The sequence below is a fragment of the Flavobacterium sp. genome, from assembly GCF_043756175.1.
In the GTDB taxonomy this organism is placed as follows: domain Bacteria; phylum Bacteroidota; class Bacteroidia; order Flavobacteriales; family Flavobacteriaceae; genus Flavobacterium.
Genome location: NZ_JAYURN010000079.1, coordinates 23,606 through 43,266 on the forward strand (window position 1 = coordinate 23,606; position 19,661 = coordinate 43,266).

The 19,661-nt window shown below is 32.8% G+C and carries 18 protein-coding genes; 10 read left to right on the forward strand and 8 right to left on the reverse strand.

Going from position 1 to position 19,661, the window contains the following annotated elements; translation table 11 throughout:
* Positions 1 to 13 precede the first annotated feature (13 nt).
* Positions 14 to 460, reverse strand: a complete 447-nt coding sequence (locus tag ACH2BP_RS05835; RefSeq protein WP_395057921.1) for a T9SS type A sorting domain-containing protein — start codon at positions 458 to 460, stop codon at positions 14 to 16.
* Positions 461 to 731: 271 nt separating this feature from the next.
* Here ACH2BP_RS05835 and ACH2BP_RS05840 point away from each other — a divergent pair, with 271 nt between their 5' ends.
* The gene (locus ACH2BP_RS05840) at positions 732 to 1,433 is read left to right on the forward strand and encodes a hypothetical protein (protein ID WP_395057923.1); all 702 of its coding nucleotides are present in this window, start codon (positions 732 to 734) and stop codon (positions 1,431 to 1,433) included.
* Between the two features lie 417 nt (positions 1,434 to 1,850).
* On the opposite strand, the gene ACH2BP_RS05845 is transcribed toward ACH2BP_RS05840, so the two are convergent.
* From ACH2BP_RS05845 to topA, 7 genes are all read right to left on the reverse strand, one after another.
* Positions 1,851 to 2,897: an NAD(P)/FAD-dependent oxidoreductase gene (locus tag ACH2BP_RS05845; RefSeq protein ID WP_395057925.1), complete on the reverse strand. Its 1,047-nt coding sequence runs from the start codon at positions 2,895 to 2,897 to the stop codon at positions 1,851 to 1,853.
* A gap of 68 nt (positions 2,898 to 2,965) precedes the next feature.
* The gene (gldN, locus tag ACH2BP_RS05850; protein ID WP_395057927.1) at positions 2,966 to 3,970 is read right to left on the reverse strand and encodes a gliding motility protein GldN; all 1,005 of its coding nucleotides are present in this window, start codon (positions 3,968 to 3,970) and stop codon (positions 2,966 to 2,968) included.
* 49 nt (positions 3,971 to 4,019) lie between these two features.
* Positions 4,020 to 5,555 (reverse strand): gliding motility protein GldM, encoded by a 1,536-nt coding sequence (gldM, locus tag ACH2BP_RS05855; RefSeq protein ID WP_395057929.1) that lies wholly within the window; start codon positions 5,553 to 5,555, stop codon positions 4,020 to 4,022.
* A gap of 48 nt (positions 5,556 to 5,603) precedes the next feature.
* The gene (gldL, locus tag ACH2BP_RS05860; RefSeq protein ID WP_395057931.1) at positions 5,604 to 6,242 is read right to left on the reverse strand and encodes a gliding motility protein GldL; all 639 of its coding nucleotides are present in this window, start codon (positions 6,240 to 6,242) and stop codon (positions 5,604 to 5,606) included.
* A gap of 51 nt (positions 6,243 to 6,293) precedes the next feature.
* On the reverse strand, positions 6,294 to 7,688 hold the full coding sequence (gene gldK / locus ACH2BP_RS05865; protein ID WP_395057933.1) for a gliding motility lipoprotein GldK: 1,395 nt from the start codon (positions 7,686 to 7,688) through the stop codon (positions 6,294 to 6,296).
* A gap of 142 nt (positions 7,689 to 7,830) precedes the next feature.
* Positions 7,831 to 8,976, reverse strand: a complete 1,146-nt coding sequence (locus tag ACH2BP_RS05870) for a formimidoylglutamase (RefSeq protein WP_395057935.1) — start codon at positions 8,974 to 8,976, stop codon at positions 7,831 to 7,833.
* Between the two features lie 3 nt (positions 8,977 to 8,979).
* A complete protein-coding gene (gene topA / locus ACH2BP_RS05875; protein ID WP_395057937.1) occupies positions 8,980 to 11,496 on the reverse strand; it encodes a type I DNA topoisomerase in 2,517 nt (838 codons plus the stop codon).
* A gap of 253 nt (positions 11,497 to 11,749) precedes the next feature.
* Between topA and miaB the strand changes: the two genes are divergently transcribed.
* The 9 genes from miaB (at position 11,750) to groL (ending at position 19,515) form a co-directional block, all read left to right on the forward strand.
* The gene (miaB, locus tag ACH2BP_RS05880; protein WP_395057939.1) at positions 11,750 to 13,195 is read left to right on the forward strand and encodes a tRNA (N6-isopentenyl adenosine(37)-C2)-methylthiotransferase MiaB; all 1,446 of its coding nucleotides are present in this window, start codon (positions 11,750 to 11,752) and stop codon (positions 13,193 to 13,195) included.
* A gap of 69 nt (positions 13,196 to 13,264) precedes the next feature.
* On the forward strand, positions 13,265 to 13,636 hold the full coding sequence (locus ACH2BP_RS05885; RefSeq protein ID WP_395057941.1) for a GxxExxY protein: 372 nt from the start codon (positions 13,265 to 13,267) through the stop codon (positions 13,634 to 13,636).
* A gap of 284 nt (positions 13,637 to 13,920) precedes the next feature.
* The gene (locus ACH2BP_RS05890; protein WP_395057943.1) at positions 13,921 to 15,177 is read left to right on the forward strand and encodes a sigma 54-interacting transcriptional regulator; all 1,257 of its coding nucleotides are present in this window, start codon (positions 13,921 to 13,923) and stop codon (positions 15,175 to 15,177) included.
* An 87-nt stretch (positions 15,178 to 15,264) separates the two neighbouring features.
* A complete protein-coding gene (lptE, locus tag ACH2BP_RS05895) occupies positions 15,265 to 15,768 on the forward strand; it encodes an LPS assembly lipoprotein LptE (protein ID WP_395057945.1) in 504 nt (167 codons plus the stop codon).
* 25 nt (positions 15,769 to 15,793) lie between these two features.
* Complete coding sequence (locus ACH2BP_RS05900) at positions 15,794 to 16,645, forward strand: tetratricopeptide repeat protein (protein ID WP_395057947.1); 852 nt, start codon at positions 15,794 to 15,796, stop codon at positions 16,643 to 16,645.
* A 3-nt stretch (positions 16,646 to 16,648) separates the two neighbouring features.
* A complete protein-coding gene (secG, locus tag ACH2BP_RS05905) occupies positions 16,649 to 17,047 on the forward strand; it encodes a preprotein translocase subunit SecG (RefSeq protein ID WP_395057949.1) in 399 nt (132 codons plus the stop codon).
* 133 nt (positions 17,048 to 17,180) lie between these two features.
* Complete coding sequence (groES, locus tag ACH2BP_RS05910) at positions 17,181 to 17,456, forward strand: co-chaperone GroES (RefSeq protein ID WP_395057951.1); 276 nt, start codon at positions 17,181 to 17,183, stop codon at positions 17,454 to 17,456.
* 30 nt (positions 17,457 to 17,486) lie between these two features.
* A complete protein-coding gene (locus ACH2BP_RS05915; RefSeq protein ID WP_395057953.1) occupies positions 17,487 to 17,861 on the forward strand; it encodes a four helix bundle protein in 375 nt (124 codons plus the stop codon).
* 25 nt (positions 17,862 to 17,886) lie between these two features.
* On the forward strand, positions 17,887 to 19,515 hold the full coding sequence (gene groL, locus ACH2BP_RS05920) for a chaperonin GroEL (protein WP_091473476.1): 1,629 nt from the start codon (positions 17,887 to 17,889) through the stop codon (positions 19,513 to 19,515).
* Positions 19,516 to 19,661 lie beyond the last annotated feature (146 nt).

A 19,661-nucleotide genomic window follows, 5' to 3' on the forward strand; every position in this document is an offset into this window, starting at 1 on the left:
GTATTGCTTTATTCTATTCTTTTATGATTTTTATCGATTTTTTTTCTCCATTCGTATATACAAGTAATAATGTATATATACCATTAGGGTATGCCCCAAAAGTCATCGCATAATTGTCTGTGTTTTCTAACTTAGTATATGATTTTACCAACTGTCCACTCAATGAATACAATTGTATTGAAGTTACTTTATTATCATTTACCAATTCCCATTTAAGATAAAGTTGTTCTTTTACTGGATTAGGGTAATAGGAAATCACATCTGTTGGAAAGAATTTTTGTAAATCTTCTTGTTTTAAATCAGCAATTTCTTTAGGTGTTTCACCTGAATTTTTATCATGACAGTTTGAGCACAACCATCTTTGAATTTGATTACCCGCTTCATCATAATCAAAGCTTATTTTTTGTGCATTACAAATAAAACCAATTAGAAACAGCAATAAAGTAAGATTTTTTTTCATAATTCAGTATGTTTTTTATTTTTTCGGCAAAACTACAATTAAAAAGCAATACCAAACAATCATAGTTTTTAGTTAGATGCACTTCTAACCAAAATAAATTAGAGTAATCAAAAATTATTTTAATCTATTTAAAAATCATAAAATCAATCTATTAACGATTCAATGAAATTGTAAGTAAATTTTTAACAAAATTTTAAATTTTAATTTATCACAAAGGCAAACTATTTGATTAAATAAAAACTTAATCAATTAAAAACTTAAATTATTTACTATGAAATCAACTTCAGAAAACAGTTATGGTGCACGTATTGGCAATGCAGAAAAATTAGCAACCGCTTTACAAACCTTTGTAAACTACCAACCTCAAAAACCAGAATTTAGCTTTAATGAATTCAACAACTTTATTACTCAAATTAAAAACCTAAACAACACAGTCGCAACAAAAAAGCAAACTTATTCATTATCAGTCGAAAGCAGAAAACAACTATTTGAAAAAAGTGATTATTCCATCCAAAAAATCCTTTCACCTATAAATGCTACTGTAAAAGCAAGTTTTGGCAAACAAGCTAAAGAAGCAACAGACGTGGCGAGTATTATTGCAAAAATAAGAGGTGCAAATACAAAACCTACAACAACAACAGATCAAGCATCGGTAAGTCAATCTTATCAGTCTTACAGTTCTAAAACACAATTTTTTGCAGACTTAATTACTAATCTAACAAACTTTGGCGTAAACTATAATCCTTCAAACAATCAGCTTCTAGTAACAAACCTTGATGCGATACATACAAATGCAACAGCAGCAAACAATCAAGTAATGGATTCTTACTCGCAACTAAAACAAAATAATGATACAAGAATTTCTAGTTATAACCAACTATCACAAATTGCAATTCGAATAAAAGACAGTATCAAATCACAATACGGAAATCAATCTAGCGAATACAATCTAGTAAAAGGACTCAAAATCTAATTCTTTTACTCACACAAATTCATTCCAACTCAGACGCTCCTCTTCTCATTAGAGGAGCAGGAATGAAAATATATGAAAAATCATATACGTTAATAAATAATATAGCGACAATTAGTAATATTATTGCACACACTATCTATGTTATTGTTCATCCTATTAATATAATTAACATATTTATTGTTTGTGATAACAATATTGTCAATATAATTACCATACTAGTACGATTGAATCAACAACATCATCTCTTTTATAAAGGACATTATAATTGTTATTAACTACATGATCACTATTATTGCTCTCATCAACTCAATAATAGACATCATAACCAATTATGTTGTAAATAATTTTAGTTAAATAGCTCACATTACAATTATTATTACCATGGCTATTATAATTAAAGAAAACTCAAAGAATCTCTTAACGCTTTTTATTAAAGCGTTTAATATCCATTTCAGTATCTAGTGGGATATTATTTTCAATATTATCGAACAATGATTTCGCTAATGACGGACCCAGCATAACACCGCGAGTACCCAATCCGTTAAGGACATGAAGATTTTTATGTTCGTGATGTGTCCCAACAAGCGGTCGCCTGTCTTTAACCGTTGGTCTAATTCCTGCAAAATGTTCGATGATTTCGAACTCGCAATTAAGCAATTCGTTAATTCTTTCAAGCAATTCTTGTTTCCCTTCTTCCGATGGATTATTTGTTTTATCGGCCCAATTATAAGTAGCACCAACTTTGAATAAATCGTTTCCGATAGGTAAAATAAAAACGCTAGAATTTAAGATGCAATCTAAATTTAGATTGGGTGCATTTATAATTAGAAGCTCGCCTTTTGTTCCATCTAATGGTAAATGGTTGAAATATGGATTTGAATGCAAACCAAATCCTTCGGCAAAAATGATGTTTTTAGCTTTTATATCACCATAACAAACACAATCGGTATGCATTTTTAATTGTGAATAATCAAAGCTTTCGCTAGAAAATAAATTATTCTCTTTCAAATAACAGTGATAGGATTCGAGAAACAATCTTGTATCGAGATATCCTGTATGCAAAACTTCGCCAAAACCAAACGGAGCGTCAATACCCGAGTAGGTATTGTGCAGAATATTTGTGGATAGGAAAGGTGATAAATTAGGTTTATCAGAAGCAATAAACCAATTGTTTTGTTCTTGAACTGAAAAAAATTTTCTTAGAACTGGTGTTTTAAAATCAATTTTTACGTTTAAACGAGTTTCTACTTTGGGATAAAATTCGTTTAAGAATTTTACTTGCTCTGTAGCATTCCAAACTTCGCTAAAACGTTTTAGTATGACTGGATTATATATTCCTCCAGCAATTTTTGAGGAGTTTTGGGAATCATTATCAAAAACAAAAATAGTCTTATTATTTTGCAAAGCAGTTTCTGCAAAACAAATTCCTGCAATTCCGGATCCAATAATTAAGTAATCAATCATTTTGCAAAAGTAAAAAACTCTTACCAAATTGGTAAGAGTTTTTATATATTAAATTGGAGAAAATTATATTAGTAATTCCACATATCTTGCTCAAAATTACGAACTTTATCTTTTACTCTTTCAGATTCTAACAATTGCATTAATGAATTATCTTTCATGTAGTCTACAATTTCTCTATCATTATATACGTTTTCTTCTTTATAAGTAAGCGCATTGAAACGTCGTGAGTTTAACAAATCATCAAAAGTAATTGGCATTGAAGAGTTTTTATCGTTGAATGCTTTCCATTCATGTAATAATTCTCTTGCTCCTGGATAAAAAACCCAGAATAAATCAACATACTCTTTTTCTGGTTTATCCATAGTATAAACATCCGGTATTACAGGACAGATTCCTAAGATTCTGTAACGCAAATCAGATTGACGTTTGTCGAAATACCACAATCCTACAATTTTATAATCAGAAACGTCTATTGAAGCTAAGTCTGTTTTATTAATAAACTCTTCAGAAATTGTTCTAGTAGCAGGAATAGTTTTCTTTTCTGTACCAACTTGTTTCTTTTTAGTTTTTTTACCAACTTTAACATTTTCGTAAATTGGCACTTCAGTAACTCTAGTTCTAAAAGCATCTGGATCTTCATTCATTTGCTCTCTACCAGCATCGGTTGTATCAGTTTTAGTTAAAGAAGCATTAATATCTTTTAATGTTTTCTTTTCTCTAAAATAACTATCACCATATACTTCTGTGATTTTACCAGATTTAATCCCTTTTACTAAAACATCATATAATGAACGACGCTCATTACCAACGTTAGCAGTATCTATAGGATAATACAAAGGAAAATTGATTCTTTCATCAAGATCGATAATTTCCCAAGTTTTCTTAGACATCAAGATATCTCTGTCGTCAACGTAACCATATTCTAATGGTTTGTCATTATCCTTTAACTGTTGTGCAGCTGATTTTTTACCAATATCAGTTGGTATTTTAGCATTCAACAAATTAGATTGTGCAAAAGAAGAAGAACTTCCTGCAATAAGTATAATAACTAAAAATAAATTTCTCCAATTCATAATTTTATAATTGTAAAGTTTATAGAACTAAAACGAAATTCTTAAACTATTATTGTACTTCGTATGTACAAGTTGAAACTCTTTTTGCAACTTGGTCAATTCCTTGAAAACTAGCTTTAATTTCAGAAATAACAACTACATCACCTCTAGTAGCTTTGTCAATTGCAGATCTTGCTCTACCATCCATTTTGTTACCAGAAACTACGATTGTAGGTTGTCCAGGTACTTTAATATTAAATTGTGTCACATTTACAGTAACTGGGAAATCGAAATCTTCCATAACTGCAGATATTGTACAAGATCCTAAGTTTCCTTTTTGTCCTTTAGCAGCAACCTCACCACGGATTTTTCCAGTTGGAGCAGGCAAACCTTTGATACGGAATTCTTTTTTATCAGAAACTACTTTACCATCAGGTAAAGTTGCAGAAACATTTATCATTACAGAAGTTCCAGAACCAGCTCTTAATACGTATTTACCATCGCTACCAGACATACCTTGAGCAGATGCTTTAACTTTATTATTAGCAACACCAGCAAATGAGATTGTCATTGGGTTAGGAACACCACGATACACAACATTCATTTTATCTGCAGAAATTGTAGCAGAATTTGGTCTAGGTACTACAACATATTTACCTTCATATTTCAAAGGAATAGTCCTTCCGTCTTCTAAGAAAGTAAACTGTCCTGCAAGTGTTTGTTCTCCAACATTTCCTGCAGTTAATGAAATATTAGCTTGACCGTTTGCATCTAAACTCGCACCATTACCTGTAAATCCAAAAGGCTTAGTGTTTTCGTCATAACGACCCAAAACCACTTTACCAGTAACTTTTTCACCTGCAAAATATACATTCTTATCAAGTGCAACGATAGCTTTATAATTGCTATATGAAGCTGCAGAAACTGCTGCTTTACCTAAAGCTACGCTATATACATCTGACTCTAATTTTTTAACATCATTTTGCCATGCAGAAAGTTTAGCTAATGAAGCAACTGATGGAAAACCTTTAAAGTGGTAAGCCAAATACTTATCTTTCAAACCTTCTTTGTTAGCTACATCAGAAACATCGAATTTTTTGTTTACTTCTGTTAAAAGTGGACCATATTTTATTTCAGACCCAAGAGATGATTTTATATCCACTTTAAATTTTTCAATTTTAGCAATGATTTCATTTCCTTTTGGAGCGTAACCTTCACCCGTGAACCAATTGTCAATACTTTCTCCCTTATCCATTGCTTCGTAAGGTAGTTTTCCAGTTTCTGGATCAACTTCAACACCTTCTAACACTTGTTTTTTTAATGTTTCAATATAAGCATAGAAACCTTTTGTTACAGCTTCAACTTTATGTGCAGATGCAGCCGCAACAGCAAATTCACCTTTAGCTTCAGCCGCTTTAGTATCTAAAGCCAATAACATTTGCTCATTTGTAGCAACTGCCGAAGTGTTTGCGCCTTCAAATTTTTCATTCATCAATCCAAAAGCTGATAACACTTCTTTGGACATATTCATTGCCAACATTGCGATAAAAACCAGATACATCAGGTTAATCATCTTCTGTCTAGGGGTTAATTTTCCTCCTGCCATTTTATTTTAAATTAGTTTTGTTAGTAAATAAATTTAGTTAAAAACTAATTATCCTTTGTTACTCATTGCAGAAAGCATACCACCATAAACATTGTTCAATGAAGCAATATTAGAAGTCATAGACTGCATTTGTTCTTTAAGTTTAGAAGCGTTATCAGCGATTTCGCTGTTTGCTTGTGCGTTACGAGTTGCACTTTCTAGTTGTACTTTGTACAAGCTGTTTAATGATTCCATTTGCGCAGCCGCCATACTCATTTCTTCAGAATATTTCTTTTGAGAAGTCATAGAATCTACCGTTGGAGAAATTGCTTTTGCAGCTCCTTCGAAATTTTTAATACTATTTCCTAAGCTTGACATTAACTCTCCGTCAATTTTAGCCTCTTTCAACATTGCATCTAATTTCTGAGACAACAATCCTTGAGAATCTTCTTTTTTCTCTTTTTTATCACTAGCAGCACCACCAGCTAATTCTGGATAAACCAATGACCAATCTAAATCATGCTCAACTGGCTCAAAAGCTGACAATGCAAAAATTAAAGCTTCTGTTAATAATCCAACCGATAGCATTACAGTACCCGTTAAAGGCCCTAATTCGAAGTGAGTAATTTTGAATAATGCTCCAATAATTACAACTGCTGCTCCCATACCGTAAGCGAAGTTCATTGCTTTTTTGCTTAAAATTGCCATAATAAATAAATTTAGTTAAGTTAAAATATAAAATAAAGTTTGGTTAATTAATTATTTTCCTGCGTTTCCTGTCGCATCAGTTCCCATATAATCTTGTAATGTACGGAATCCGATATAACTTCTTGCAGAATCTGCATATTCGAAATCACGTGTACCTACTTGTAAGTAATACGCAACATCTTTCCAAGAACCACCACGCGTTACTTTACGCATATTCTTAAGATCATTGACATTTGGATTCATTGTAGAGACATATTCGTAAGCCGCAGGATCGTAAGACGAGTCTGTCCATTCCGCTACGTTACCTGACATGTTGTATAAGTTATAATCATTAGGCTCATAAGATTGAGCTTCTACAGTATACAAAGCCTCATCAGCCGCATAATCTCCACGCACTGGTTTAAAGTTAGCTAAATAACAACCTCTGTCATTTCTAGCATAAGGCCCTCCCCATGGGTAAGTACCAGATTCTATACCACCACGAGCAGCATATTCCCATTCTGCTTCTGTAGGCAAACGGAAAGTATTTATTAAATCTCGACCTTTTTGTTTTTTAACGAATGAGTTTTTAAACAAAGTTCTCCAAGCACAAAATGCTTTAGCTTGTTTCCAACTTACCCCTACTACAGGATATTGACTATATGCTTGATGCCAGAAGTAATCATTATGCATTGGCTCATTGTAGGAATAAGCGAAATCTTTAATCCAAACCGTTGTATCAGGATAAACTTTAACTTCTTCTTTACGAATAAATTCTTTACGCTTTCCCTTTTTTGCTTTTGCTGCTGCTTGAATATCCATCCAAGAATAACGGAATTTTAATTTTTCTACATCAATAGTTCTTAAACCATTGTATGCTTCTTCAGAAGGAATATACATAGAGTCCATAACTTCCGTATATTTATCATCAGGATACTGACCCGTTTGCCATTTCAAAGGAATCTTGTTGTTTATTTTTCTTCCCGCATAAGGATCATCACCAGTACCAACACTGTAATAATTATCGTACATGTATTTGTCATACACACTCATATTTGTTGTATCAGCATCAACAAATGCATAATCAGCAATGCTACCACCTTTTTTAGAAGATTTAGATTTAGGATCATTTTTCTCACCTAATTCATCAGCTAAGATAGCCAAACGAGTCCTAACAATTGAATCTCTTACCCAGTAAACAAACTGTCTATACTCACTATTAGTAATTTCTGTTTCATCCATATAAAACGAACGAACAGTAACTGTTTTAGTTGGAGCATCTTGTACGTTTGCTAAATCATCATCTGATTTACCCATGATAAAAGCACCACCAGGCACTAATGTCATACCAAAAGGCTTTTCGGTATGCCAAGCTTTACCTTTAACACCTACAAGCTCTCCTTTGTCTCCTGAACCGCAGCTGTATAAAAATGAAACCAGCACTGCTAATAAAATGAACTTCTTCATATAAATTTGGGTTAAGTATATATTCATATCTTTTAAGGGCGTAAACCTATTTATTTATTTTCAAAAAAACAATTTTTTTATTAAAAAAACCTTAAAAAAGTTAAAAATAATTGGTTTTCGCTATATTTTATGTTGTTGGAAATTAAATAATATTTTTTCTTTGGGCTTTCCACCATCTTTCTGGAACTTCGCCCGCACACGCAGCTAAATAATCTTCGTATACGCAAGGCAATAACGTAGATTTCTTTAACTTATTGTTTTGTAATGATATAAATGGTATTTCGATCCACCATCGCTCAGTAATATTACTTTTGTAAAAAACAAGTTCATCTTCCAAAGTAACAATGTATTTAATATAATTCTCTTTGGTTCCAAATGGATATTCGTTAGACCGGAAATGAAAACCTTCAACAAAATACCATATTATTTGGGCTATTAAAACCGATTCTTGTTTAGTATTTTTGTGATTAAAAACACCAAAAGAACTCACTTTATCGCTAATCCCAGCGTATCTCGATAAAGAACAAATTTCTTTGCCTGAAAAACCATTAGGAACAAATGTAGCAAAATTCCCTGAATCTGAAGACTTTACTGACGATAAATCGATGCTAACCAAATCCGCATCACGAAAAACAGGTTCTGCTATTGTTGGATTATTACAAACTTCGCCCAAACGATAGGCATCGAAATATAATTTTTCGATTAAATCTATTTCTTCTTGCGCATTAAAATACGTTTGAAAACCTATATTACTATAATTAAACAGATTATTTGGCTCATCGACAATCATTTTTGTTAGATATGATTCCGATTCTAAGCCATTTTCTCGTGCAAAATCGAATGTACTGTCTATTGAAACCACATTAACCATTTGCTCTAACTGATCATAAGTGCGATACATAGCATAGGTTAAATCTTGCGAACCACCAATAACGACTGGAATGACTTTATTTTTGATGAGATGAGCAACCGCAGTTTTTATAACATAATAAGTATCTTCTAACGATTCTCCTGCTACGATATTTCCTAAATCGATAATTTGTGTTTGCCAATTCCCTGGAAACAAACCATAAAATTCTTTTCTTATGTTTGATAAATCGACAATTTCGTTCGTATCTCCCAATCCTCTATTTTCTAAAACACCAATGATTGCGATAGATGCATTTTCTATGTTTGGAAATTCAGCATCAGTATGAAATACAACCTTCTTACCCAAAGTTTGCGGTGACAATCCTTGAATAAATTCTAAAAAACTTTGGTCTAATGGTTGTAAAAAATCGAATGCCATATTTTATTTCTTTTTAGCAACTACTTTCTTTGCGGCAGGTTTTTTAGCTGCTGCTTTTTTTACTGGTGCTTTTTTTACTGGTGTTTTCTTAGCAATCATTTCTTGCACTTCGGCCAATGTCAATTTTGTTGCGTCAACGTCTTTGCTTAATTCGATTTTAATTTTACCTTTTGTAATTTCAGATCTTCCCCAACGGGCTTTTTGAACCAAAATCCCTTCAGCTTCCCAATTATGAATTACCTTATCGATATTTTTTTGAATCTTATCTTCAATAATCGTTTCAATATCTTGTTGTGACAAATCATTGAAATTGTATTTTGTACTTACGTTGATAAAAATACCATTCCATTTTAAGAAAGGTCCAAAACGACCTGTTCCTTTTTGTACTCCTTCACCTTTATAAACTGCAATTGGTGCATCGGCCAATAATTTTTCGTCAATTAATTCTTGTGCTCTATTCAAATCCACATTCAAAGGTTCTTCTCCTTTTGGCAAAGAAACAAATGTAGTTCCGAAACGAATAAAAGGACCATAACGTCCGTTTGAAACCTCAACTTCTTCACCTTTATAAGTTCCAAGATTTTTTGGAAGTAAAAATAAATTCAATACTTCTTCTAAAGTAATATTTCCAATATTTTGCTCTTTCAATAAACTTGCAAATGTTTTTTCATCATCATCGGCCGCACCAATTTGTGCCATTGGTCCAAATTTACCCAAACGAACCGAAACTGGTTTTCCAGATTTTGGGTCTATTCCCAGAATTCTTTCTCCCGATTCTCTATCAGCATTAGCTTCAACATCTTTTACCGTAGGGTGAAATTTATCGTAGAAATCTTGCATCATTTTTGCCCATTGAATATTTCCTTCGGCAATTTCGTCAAAATCTTGTTCTACTTTGGCAGTAAAATTATAATCTAAAATATTATCGAAATTTTTCACTAAGAAATCTGTAACTATGGTCCCAATGTCTGTCGGAACCAATTTCCCTTTATCAGATCCTGTGTTTTCTTTAAGCAACTTCTCTCCTACTTTACCTGATTGAAGTGTCAATTGTGTATAATTTCTTTCTTGACCTTCTAAATTTCCTTTTTCCACATAATTTCTATTAATAATTGTAGAAATTGTTGGCGCATAAGTAGATGGACGACCGATACCTAATTCTTCTAATTTTTTCACCAAAGAAGCTTCGGTATATCTTGCTGAAGCTCGAGAATATCGCTCGGTAGCAGTAATATAATTATTTGCTAATTTTTCATTTACTTTCATCGAAGGCAACATTCCTTCTTGCTCTTCTTCGTCATCATCATGACCTTCCAAATATACTTTTAGAAATCCTTCAAACTTAATTACTTCTCCAGAGGCTGTAAAAAGTTCTGAATGATTATTGGCTTCTATTTTAACATTGGTACGTTCCAATTCGGCATCAGCCATCTGAGATGCGAGTGTTCTTTTCCAAATTAAATCGTATAATCTTGCTTGATCACGGTCAATATTTACAGTATGTTGCGACATATCAGTTGGACGAATTGCCTCGTGTGCTTCCTGTGCGCCTTTACTTTTATTGACAAAAGTTCGAGGTTTAGCATATTCTTTTCCATAAGATTTAATAATTTCAGCTTGTGCAGCTTCCATCGCATCTTTAGATAAATTCACACTATCTGTTCTCATATAAGTAATCAATCCAGCTTCATACAAACGTTGGGCTAATTGCATGGTAATTCCTACTGGCAAATACAATTTACGAGCTGCTTCTTGTTGCAAAGTCGACGTAGTAAATGGTCCTGCTGGCGTTTTTTTTGTAGGTTTTGTTTCTAAATCTCCTACCTTATATATAGAACCGATATTTTTATTTAAAAAATCTTCAGCTTCTTTTTTAGTATTAAAATTCTTAGGTAGTTTTGCTTTGAATGATTTTCCTGCTTCGTTAGTAAATTCAGCCTGAACAGAATAAGTCGCAACAGGTTTAAAATTGATAATTTCTCTTTCACGTTCTACAATTAACCGAACAGAAACTGATTGGACTCTGCCAGCCGACAATCCTCCTTTTATTTTTCTCCACAATACTGGCGATAATTCGTAACCTACTAATCTATCTAAAACACGACGTGCTTGTTGAGCATTAACTAAATTATAATCTATTTCACGTGGATTGTCTATTGCTTTTAAAATTGCAGTTTTTGTAATTTCGTGAAAAACAATGCGCTTCGTTTTTTTAGGATCTAGTTTCAATTCTTCCGCAAGGTGCCAAGAAATCGCTTCTCCCTCTCGATCCTCATCGGAAGCTAGCCATACCATATCGGCATTTTTAGCTAAAGTTTTTAGTTTCGAAACCAACGCTTTTTTGTCGGGCGAAACTTCGTATTTGGGTTTAAAACCGTTTAACACATCTACTCCAATTTCTTTAGACGGCAAGTCGGCAATATGACCATAACTTGATTCTACTTGGAAATCTGCTCCAAGAAATTTTTCGATTGTTTTTGCCTTTGCCGGTGATTCGACTATTACTAAATTCTTTGCCATTGCTGTTTTATTGATTTGGCAAAAGTATATTTTTTTTTTATATAATGTCTTTTTGGTTTGATTTTTAGAGAAATTTTCTTTTGAAACTGGGTATTTTAGCCCCGACAGCAGCGACATCCTTTTGCTTTTTTCTTTAGAAAGCAAAAGATATAGCGAATGGCGGGAACAGCTCCTAATAAAAAATTTGTTAAATCACAACTGCCATCTTGTCAGATTTTTTGTTTTATACTATATTTGCCAAAGAATTTGACTTATGGAAAAGATTATCGAAGAAAGCAAACAAGGAGAAAGTCTTGTTTTAGAAAATAAACCCGAAAACAACAAGAAACTTTTTATAGAGAGTTATGGTTGTGCGATGAATTTTTCGGACTCGGAAATTGTAGCTTCTATCCTTTCGGGAAATGGCTATAATACTACAAATATATTGGAAGAAGCCGATTTGGTTTTGGTAAATACTTGTTCTATTCGGGACAAAGCGGAACAAACTATTCGCAAGCGTTTGGAGAAATACAATGCCGTAAAGCGTATTAATCCGAAGATGAAAGTAGGCGTTTTAGGTTGTATGGCCGAACGTTTGAAAGACAAATTTCTAGAAGAAGAAAAAATTGTCGATCTAGTTGTAGGTCCTGATGCTTATAAAGATTTACCTAATTTATTAAATGAGGTCGAAGAAGGTCGTGATGCCATAAATGTAATTTTGAGCAAAGACGAAACCTACGGAGATATTTCGCCTGTTCGATTAATGAGTAACGGAATTACGGCTTTAGTTTCGATTACTCGTGGATGCGATAATATGTGTACGTTTTGTGTAGTTCCTTTTACTCGAGGACGTGAGCGTAGTCGTGAACCACAAAGTATTATGGCTGAAATTCAGGATTTATGGGACAAAGGTTTTAAAGAAATTACGCTTTTAGGTCAGAATGTAGATAGTTACCTATGGTATGGTGGTGGATTGAAAAAAGATTTTACCAATGCTACCGAAATGCAAAAAGCTACTGCTGTCGATTTTGATCAATTACTAGAAATGGTTGCTGTTTGTTTTCCTAAAATGAGAATTCGTTTTTCGACTTCAAATCCACAAGACATGCACGAAAGTGTTTTGCATGTTATTGCGAAACATCCTAATATTTGCAAACACATTCACTTACCGGTTCAATCGGGAAGTAATAGAATTTTGAAAGAAATGAATCGTTTGCATACTCGTGAAGAATATATGATTTTGATTGATAAAATTAGAGCAATTATTCCAAATGCGTCTATTTCGCAAGATATGATTGCTGGTTTCCCTACCGAAACCGAAGAAGATCACCAAGATACTATGAGTTTAATGGAATATGTAAAGTATAATTTCGGTTATATGTATTCGTATTCAGAACGTCCAGGAACATTGGCTGGAAGAAAAATGGAAGATGACGTTACTGAAGAAACAAAAGCCAGAAGATTACAAGAAATTGTCGATTTGCAACAAAAACACGCTTGGTTGAGAAGTGAAGAATTCATAGGTCAAACTGTAGAAGTTTTAGTAGAAAAAGTGTCTAAAAAATCGAAAGAAGAATTTTCAGGAAGAAATTCACAAAGTATTACAGTGGTTTTCCCTAAAGAGAATTTTAAAATTGGTGAATTTGTAAATGTAAAAATAGAAAGTTGCACAAGCGGAACTTTGAAAGGAATTGCAGTTGGTTTGAGTGAGATGAATTAAAAAAGTTAGCCACAGATTAAAAAGATTTTCACAGATTTTTTTAATCTGCGGCAAAAACATAAAATAAATATGGACGGTTACAGAGAAGAGGAAACTTATAAAATTATTGGTATTTGTATGGAAGTTCATAGAACTCTCGGTCCAGGATTATTAGAAGTAATTTATAAAGATGCTTTAGAAATTGAGTTTAAAGAAAATAAGATTCCTTTCGAAAGAGAAAAAGAGTTTTTGATTGAATATAAAGGTCAAATTTTACCACATAAATTCTATGCGGATTTCATAGTGAATGAAGATATAATATTAGAAGTTAAAGCTGTTAAAGAATTTTCTAACGAACATACTGCCCAAGTTCTAAATTATTTAAAACTTGCAGATTCAGAAATTGGATTATTAGTGAATTTTCAAAACAAATCGCTTCAATATAAAAGATATGCCTTATAAAAAATGATTAAAAATCTGTGAAAATCTTTTTAATCTGTGGCTAAAAAACAACAAATTAAAAAAAGTTAAAATAAGATGTCGAAAAAAAACATAATCATGGCAATAATTGCATTTGTAGTAGGATTTTCTATTACTTTTTATGCCGTTAGAACTTATTTTCCAAAACACAAAACTGAGGAAACAACCAATCAAAAATAGATAGACAATTGATAATAGATAATTGACAATTTCAGTTTTATTATCTAAAATAATTATCAGTTGTTCATTATCAATTATTAATTAAAATGGAAACAGTACAATCAATAAAACAACGATTCGAGATTATTGGAAATGATCCCAAATTGAATCGTGCTATAGAAAAAGCTATCCAGGTTGCTCCTACTGACATTTCGGTATTGGTAGCTGGTGAAAGTGGTGTGGGAAAAGAAAACATTCCAAGAATAATTCATTCGCTTTCACACAGAAAACACGCAAAATATATAGCTGTAAACTGCGGAGCTATACCAGAAGGAACCATAGACAGCGAACTTTTTGGTCACGAAAAAGGAGCTTTTACAGGTGCAACTGGAACCCGAGAAGGTTATTTTGAAGTAGCCGATGGTGGAACTATTTTTCTAGATGAAGTGGGCGAATTACCGCTAACAACACAAGTCCGCTTGCTTAGAGTTTTAGAAAATGGAGAATTTATAAAAGTAGGTTCATCGCAAGTACAAAAAACTAATGTTCGAATAGTGGCTGCAACCAATGTTAATTTATTTGATGCCATCGAAAAGGGAAAATTTCGAGAAGATCTATATTATAGGTTGAGTACCGTAGACATTTTATTACCGCCTTTACGTGACCGAAAAGATGATATTCATTTACTTTTTAGGAAATTTGCTGCCGATTTTGCACATAAATACAAAATGCCTCCTTTGAGATTAGATGACAATGCCGTTTCTGTTTTACAAAAATTTCGTTGGTCAGGAAACATTCGTCAATTGCGAAATATGGCCGAACAAATATCGGTTTTAGAAACCAATCGCGATATTTCAGGTGCTACTTTATTATCCTATTTGCCACAAGAAGGAAGCAATTTGCCTTCAGTTATTAAGAATAAAAAGTCGGAAAGCGATTTTTCGACAGAAAGAGATATATTATACAAAGTCCTTTTTGATATGAAAAGTGATTTGCATGATTTGAAGAAACTAACATTGGAATTGATGAAAAATGGTTCGGCAAAAGTGCAAGAAATCAACACCAATCTAATTCAGAAAATATACGGTTCTAAGGAAGCCGATAGCGAAATTTCGTTTGAAGAAGAACCAAGAAATACAACTTTCAACAATCATGACGAAGAAAATGACTTTGAAGAAAGTGAAGATAATTATTTGTTTGCCGAAACCATCGAAGAGGAAGAAGTCTTAAAATTGGAGCAACGCGAGATTGAAATGATTAAAAAATCGTTAGAAAAAAACAAAGGGAAACGCAAAGCTGCCGCCGACGAATTAGGAATTTCTGAGAGAACTTTGTATAGAAAAATAAAACAATTTGACCTTTAACTGATAATAAATAATTGACAATTGACAATTATTTAAATATCTTTGGCTCGATCGTTAGTCAACTAGAGAAGCAATTTTTAAAATAAAATGAATAGAATAAAATACATACTCTTACTTTTTTCCGTTTTTTTAGTTCAAGGTTGTTCTATTTACAATTTTACTGGAACAGGGAAAATTGATGCAAAAACGTTTCAAGTAGGTTATTTTCAAAATGTTTCCGAATTAGTAGAACCAGGAATAGACCGAGATTTTACACGTCGTTTGCAGGATTTAATTCAAAATCAAACCAATTTAAACTTAACATCAACTGACGGAGATTTAGTTTACGAAGGCGAAATTGTAGATTACAGAATTAGCCCAATGACAGCTACTGCCGATTTAACGGCAGCACAAAGTAGATTATCGATAACCATCAATCTTAAGTTTTCAAACAAAAATAAACCAGAAGAAGATTTCGAGAGGCGCTTTAATTTTTATGATGATTTCCCAGGAGGTAATTTACCAACAGGAGCGCAACTAAAAAAATCTCTAGACTTAATTTTCGAACGCATTTCGCAAGATATGTTTAACGCTACATTAGCAAAATGGTAATTTAATTTTAGATTGAAATCTGAAAATGAACGTAACAGAATACACTTATTTAATAAACAAACCAGATGCCGTCAATGACAGGCAAATTGTTGCTTTGGAAAAAATTCTGCGTGATTTTCCTTATTTCCAAAGTGCTAGAAGTATACATTTAAAAGGTTTATACAAACAAAATAGTTTCAAATATAATTCAGAACTAAAACACACAGCAGCGTTTACAACCGACAGAACTATTTTATTTGATTTAATCACTTCCGAAAATTTTACAGGTATTCAAAAAGGTTTTTTTGAAGAAAAAGAAGCTCAAATTCTCGATATAACAGTTGTAGGTAGTACAATAATTGAAACAGTTGAAGCTGAAATAAAACCAGAGGTAAACAATCTCGAAAAATCGATTATTTCATCTATCAAAGAAGCAACTCAAGATATAGAAGAAGAAATAATAACGGAAAAGGTTGAGCTTATAACAGTTGAAGAAAAATTAGATATAGGAAAACCACTAACATTCAATAATTCAGAAACACATTCGTTTCAAGAATGGTTACAATTATCTAAAATAAAACCAATAATTAGAGACGAAAACCCTGTTTTAGAAAATAATTTGTCATCAAAATTAGATATTATAGATAAATTTATAGAAGCCAATCCTAAAATTTCGCCAGTTAAAAAAGACACTTCAACACCTGTATTTGCTATAAAAACAGAAGATAATTCATATTTAATGACCGAAACTTTGGCTAAGGTTTATTTAGAACAAAAAAAATATAGTAAAGCAATTCAAGCATATGAGATATTAATTTTGAAATATCCAGAAAAAATTACTTTCTTTGCAGACCGAATTTCGGATATAAAAACGTTACAACAAAATAATAATAGTTAAACAATGAGCACATTTTCAATTTTTCTAGTCTTAATAACAATAGTTTGTTTTCTACTTATCGTAGTTATCATGGTTCAAAACCCTAAAGGTGGTGGATTATCTTCTTCATTAGGTGGTTCAACTCAAATGGGAGGCGTACAAAAAACAACAGATTTTTTAGACAAAAGTACTTGGTATCTTGCAGGTGCATTAATTGTATTGATTTTAATGTCAAGCTTAAGTTTTAATGGAGGAAATAGCGACACTGGTTCCAAAATAATTGATGAAAGCGCTATTACAACTCCAGCAATTCCTACTGCACCACAAGCAACTCCAGCAGCCGCAACTACTGAAACAAAACCAGTTGAAGCGCCAGCTACTACCGAAGCTGCAAAACCAGCAACAGAAGAAGCAAAAAAATAGTTTCTTACGAAATACAAAAACAAAGTGCCAGCCTGTCAATGCTGGCATTTTTTATAAGAAAAAATGTCAGTTTTAATGGCTTGGCATAATTTCTGAAAAGACAATAATATTAATAAAACAAACATATAACATTATGGCATTAAATATCAAACCACTTTCAGACAGAGTTCTTATAGAGCCAGTAGCTGCTGAAACAAAAACAGCTTCAGGGATTTTTATTCCAGACACCGCCAAAGAAAAACCACAAAAAGGAACTGTCGTTGCAATTGGAAACGGAAAAAAAGACGAACCACTAACAGTAAAAGTTGGTGATTCTGTCCTTTACGGAAAATATGCAGGAACTGAATTAAAACTAGAAGGAAAAGATTATTTGATAATGAGAGAAGAAGATATTCTTGCAATCATTTAGCTTTAAGCCATAGGCAATAAGCTTTAAGTAATGAGAGATTTTAAAAAATATGAGATTTGGCAATTGGGTCATTCACTAACTTTGCAAATTTATAAAATAACTTCAACTTTTCCAAAAGAAGAATTATACGGTTTAACAAGTCAGATTAGAAGAGCTACTTCTTCAATCCCGACAAATATAAGCGAAGGTTGCGGAAGAAATTCAGACAAAGAATTTAATCAATTTCTTAATATTGCCTTAGGTTCTGCAAGTGAAACAAAATATTTATTAATTCTTTCAAAAGACCTAAATTATATTAATCTAGAATCATTTGAAATCCTAGAAAAGGAAAATAATATTATAAAAAGTAAAATTTACAAATTAAAACAAATACTAATTCAGCAGCAGGAAAAGCCTAAAGCTTAAAGCCTTCTGCCTAAAGCAAATAAAAATGGCAAAAGATATAAAATTCGATATAGAAGCACGTGACGGATTAAAACGCGGCGTAGATGCATTAGCAAACGCTGTAAAAGTAACACTTGGACCAAAAGGTCGTAATGTAATTATTGGAAAATCATTTGGTGGACCAACAGTTACTAAAGACGGAGTTACTGTTGCAAAAGAAATAGAATTGAAAGACCCATTAGAAAATATGGGAGCTCAGATGGTAAAAGAAGTAGCATCAAAAACCAATGATTTGGCAGGTGATGGAACTACAACTGCAACTGTTTTGGCACAAGCTATTGTAAAAGAAGGTTTGAAAAACGTAGCTGCTGGAGCCAATCCAATGGATTTGAAGCGCGGTATAGACAAAGCAGTTGAAGCTATTGTTGCCGATTTGACCAAACAAGCTAAAGTTGTTGGAAGTGATTCAGAAAAAATAAAACAAATCGCTTCTATTTCTGCTAATAATGACGAAGTAATTGGTGAGTTAATCGCTAATGCTTTCGCAAAAGTTGGAAAAGAAGGAGTTATCACGGTTGAAGAAGCTAAAGGAACAGATACTTATGTAGATGTTGTAGAAGGAATGCAATTTGACAGAGGATATCTTTCTCCGTATTTTGTAACCAATCCTGAGAAAATGGATGCAGAATTAGAAAGCCCATACATCCTTTTGTATGACAAAAAAGTATCTTCTCTAAAAGAATTATTGCCAGTTTTAGAACCAGTTGCACAATCAGGGAAACCATTATTAATTATTGCTGAAGATGTAGATGGCGAAGCATTATCAACATTAGTAGTAAATAAATTACGTGGTGCGTTAAAAATTGCTGCTGTAAAAGCACCAGGTTTTGGTGACAGAAGAAAGGCAATGTTAGAAGATATTGCCATCTTAACTGGCGGAACTGTTATCTCTGAAGAAAGAGGATTTACTTTAGAAAATACAACTATCGAAATGTTAGGAACTGCAAAAAGAGTAACTATCGATAAAGACAATACAACGATTGTAAGTGGTGCTGGAGAAGCCGATATGATTAAAAATCGTGTCAATCAAATAAAAGGTCAAATGGAAGCTTCAACTTCAGAATATGACAAAGAAAAATTGCAAGAACGTTTGGCTAAATTAGCTGGCGGAGTTGCCGTTCTTTATGTTGGTGCTGCTTCTGAAGTAGAAATGAAAGAGAAAAAAGATCGTGTAGACGATGCTTTACACGCAACTCGTGCTGCGGTTGAAGAAGGAATTGTTGCTGGTGGTGGTGTTGCATTATTGAGAGCTAAAAATGTATTAAAAGACATTAAAGCGGATAATGCAGATGAAGCAACAGGAATTCAAATTGTATCTCGCGCTGTGGAAGCTCCATTAAGAACTATTGTAGAAAATGCAGGTTTGGAAGGCTCAGTTGTTGTTGCAAAAGTTGCCGAAGGAAAAGGTGATTTTGGTTACAATGCTAAAACTGATGAATATGTAGATATGCTAAAAGCTGGAATTATCGATCCTAAAAAAGTAACTCGTGTAGCTCTAGAAAATGCAGCTTCTGTTGCTGGTATGATTCTTACTACCGAATGTGCTTTGGTAGAAATAAAAGAAGAAAATGCTGGTGGCGGACAAATGGGTGGCGGTATGCCAGGCATGATGTAATATTTTTATTGTAAAAGTTAAAATCCATTATAAAAAAATCCGATTAGAAATTTTAGACTGCCCCCAAAAAGTTAGACACTATTTGGGGGTATTTTTATGGAAAGAAAAGTCAAATATGATTATACATTTAAACTCGAATGTGTAAA

Bases quoted from the DNA above. Each gene is read 5' to 3' on its own strand.
- ACH2BP_RS05870 (WP_395057935.1), bottom strand. From the start codon at position 8,976: ATGGCATTCGATTTTTTACAACCATTAGACCAAAGTTTTTTAGAATTT.
- ACH2BP_RS05915 (WP_395057953.1), top strand. From the start codon at position 17,487: ATGAGAGATTTTAAAAAATATGAGATTTGGCAATTGGGTCATTCACTA.
- ACH2BP_RS05890 (WP_395057943.1), top strand. From the start codon at position 13,921: ATGGAAACAGTACAATCAATAAAACAACGATTCGAGATTATTGGAAAT.
- gldM (WP_395057929.1), bottom strand. From the start codon at position 5,555: ATGGCAGGAGGAAAATTAACCCCTAGACAGAAGATGATTAACCTGATG.
- ACH2BP_RS05840 (WP_395057923.1), top strand. From the start codon at position 732: ATGAAATCAACTTCAGAAAACAGTTATGGTGCACGTATTGGCAATGCA.
- groES (WP_395057951.1), top strand. From the start codon at position 17,181: ATGGCATTAAATATCAAACCACTTTCAGACAGAGTTCTTATAGAGCCA.
- secG (WP_395057949.1), top strand. From the start codon at position 16,649: ATGAGCACATTTTCAATTTTTCTAGTCTTAATAACAATAGTTTGTTTT.
- gldN (WP_395057927.1), bottom strand. From the start codon at position 3,970: ATGAATTGGAGAAATTTATTTTTAGTTATTATACTTATTGCAGGAAGT.
- gldL (WP_395057931.1), bottom strand. From the start codon at position 6,242: ATGGCAATTTTAAGCAAAAAAGCAATGAACTTCGCTTACGGTATGGGA.
- miaB (WP_395057939.1), top strand. From the start codon at position 11,750: ATGGAAAAGATTATCGAAGAAAGCAAACAAGGAGAAAGTCTTGTTTTA.
- ACH2BP_RS05885 (WP_395057941.1), top strand. From the start codon at position 13,265: ATGGACGGTTACAGAGAAGAGGAAACTTATAAAATTATTGGTATTTGT.
- ACH2BP_RS05835 (WP_395057921.1), bottom strand. From the start codon at position 460: ATGAAAAAAAATCTTACTTTATTGCTGTTTCTAATTGGTTTTATTTGT.
- topA (WP_395057937.1), bottom strand. From the start codon at position 11,496: ATGGCAAAGAATTTAGTAATAGTCGAATCACCGGCAAAGGCAAAAACA.
- gldK (WP_395057933.1), bottom strand. From the start codon at position 7,688: ATGAAGAAGTTCATTTTATTAGCAGTGCTGGTTTCATTTTTATACAGC.
- groL (WP_091473476.1), top strand. From the start codon at position 17,887: ATGGCAAAAGATATAAAATTCGATATAGAAGCACGTGACGGATTAAAA.
- ACH2BP_RS05900 (WP_395057947.1), top strand. From the start codon at position 15,794: ATGAACGTAACAGAATACACTTATTTAATAAACAAACCAGATGCCGTC.
- ACH2BP_RS05845 (WP_395057925.1), bottom strand. From the start codon at position 2,897: ATGATTGATTACTTAATTATTGGATCCGGAATTGCAGGAATTTGTTTT.
- lptE (WP_395057945.1), top strand. From the start codon at position 15,265: ATGAATAGAATAAAATACATACTCTTACTTTTTTCCGTTTTTTTAGTT.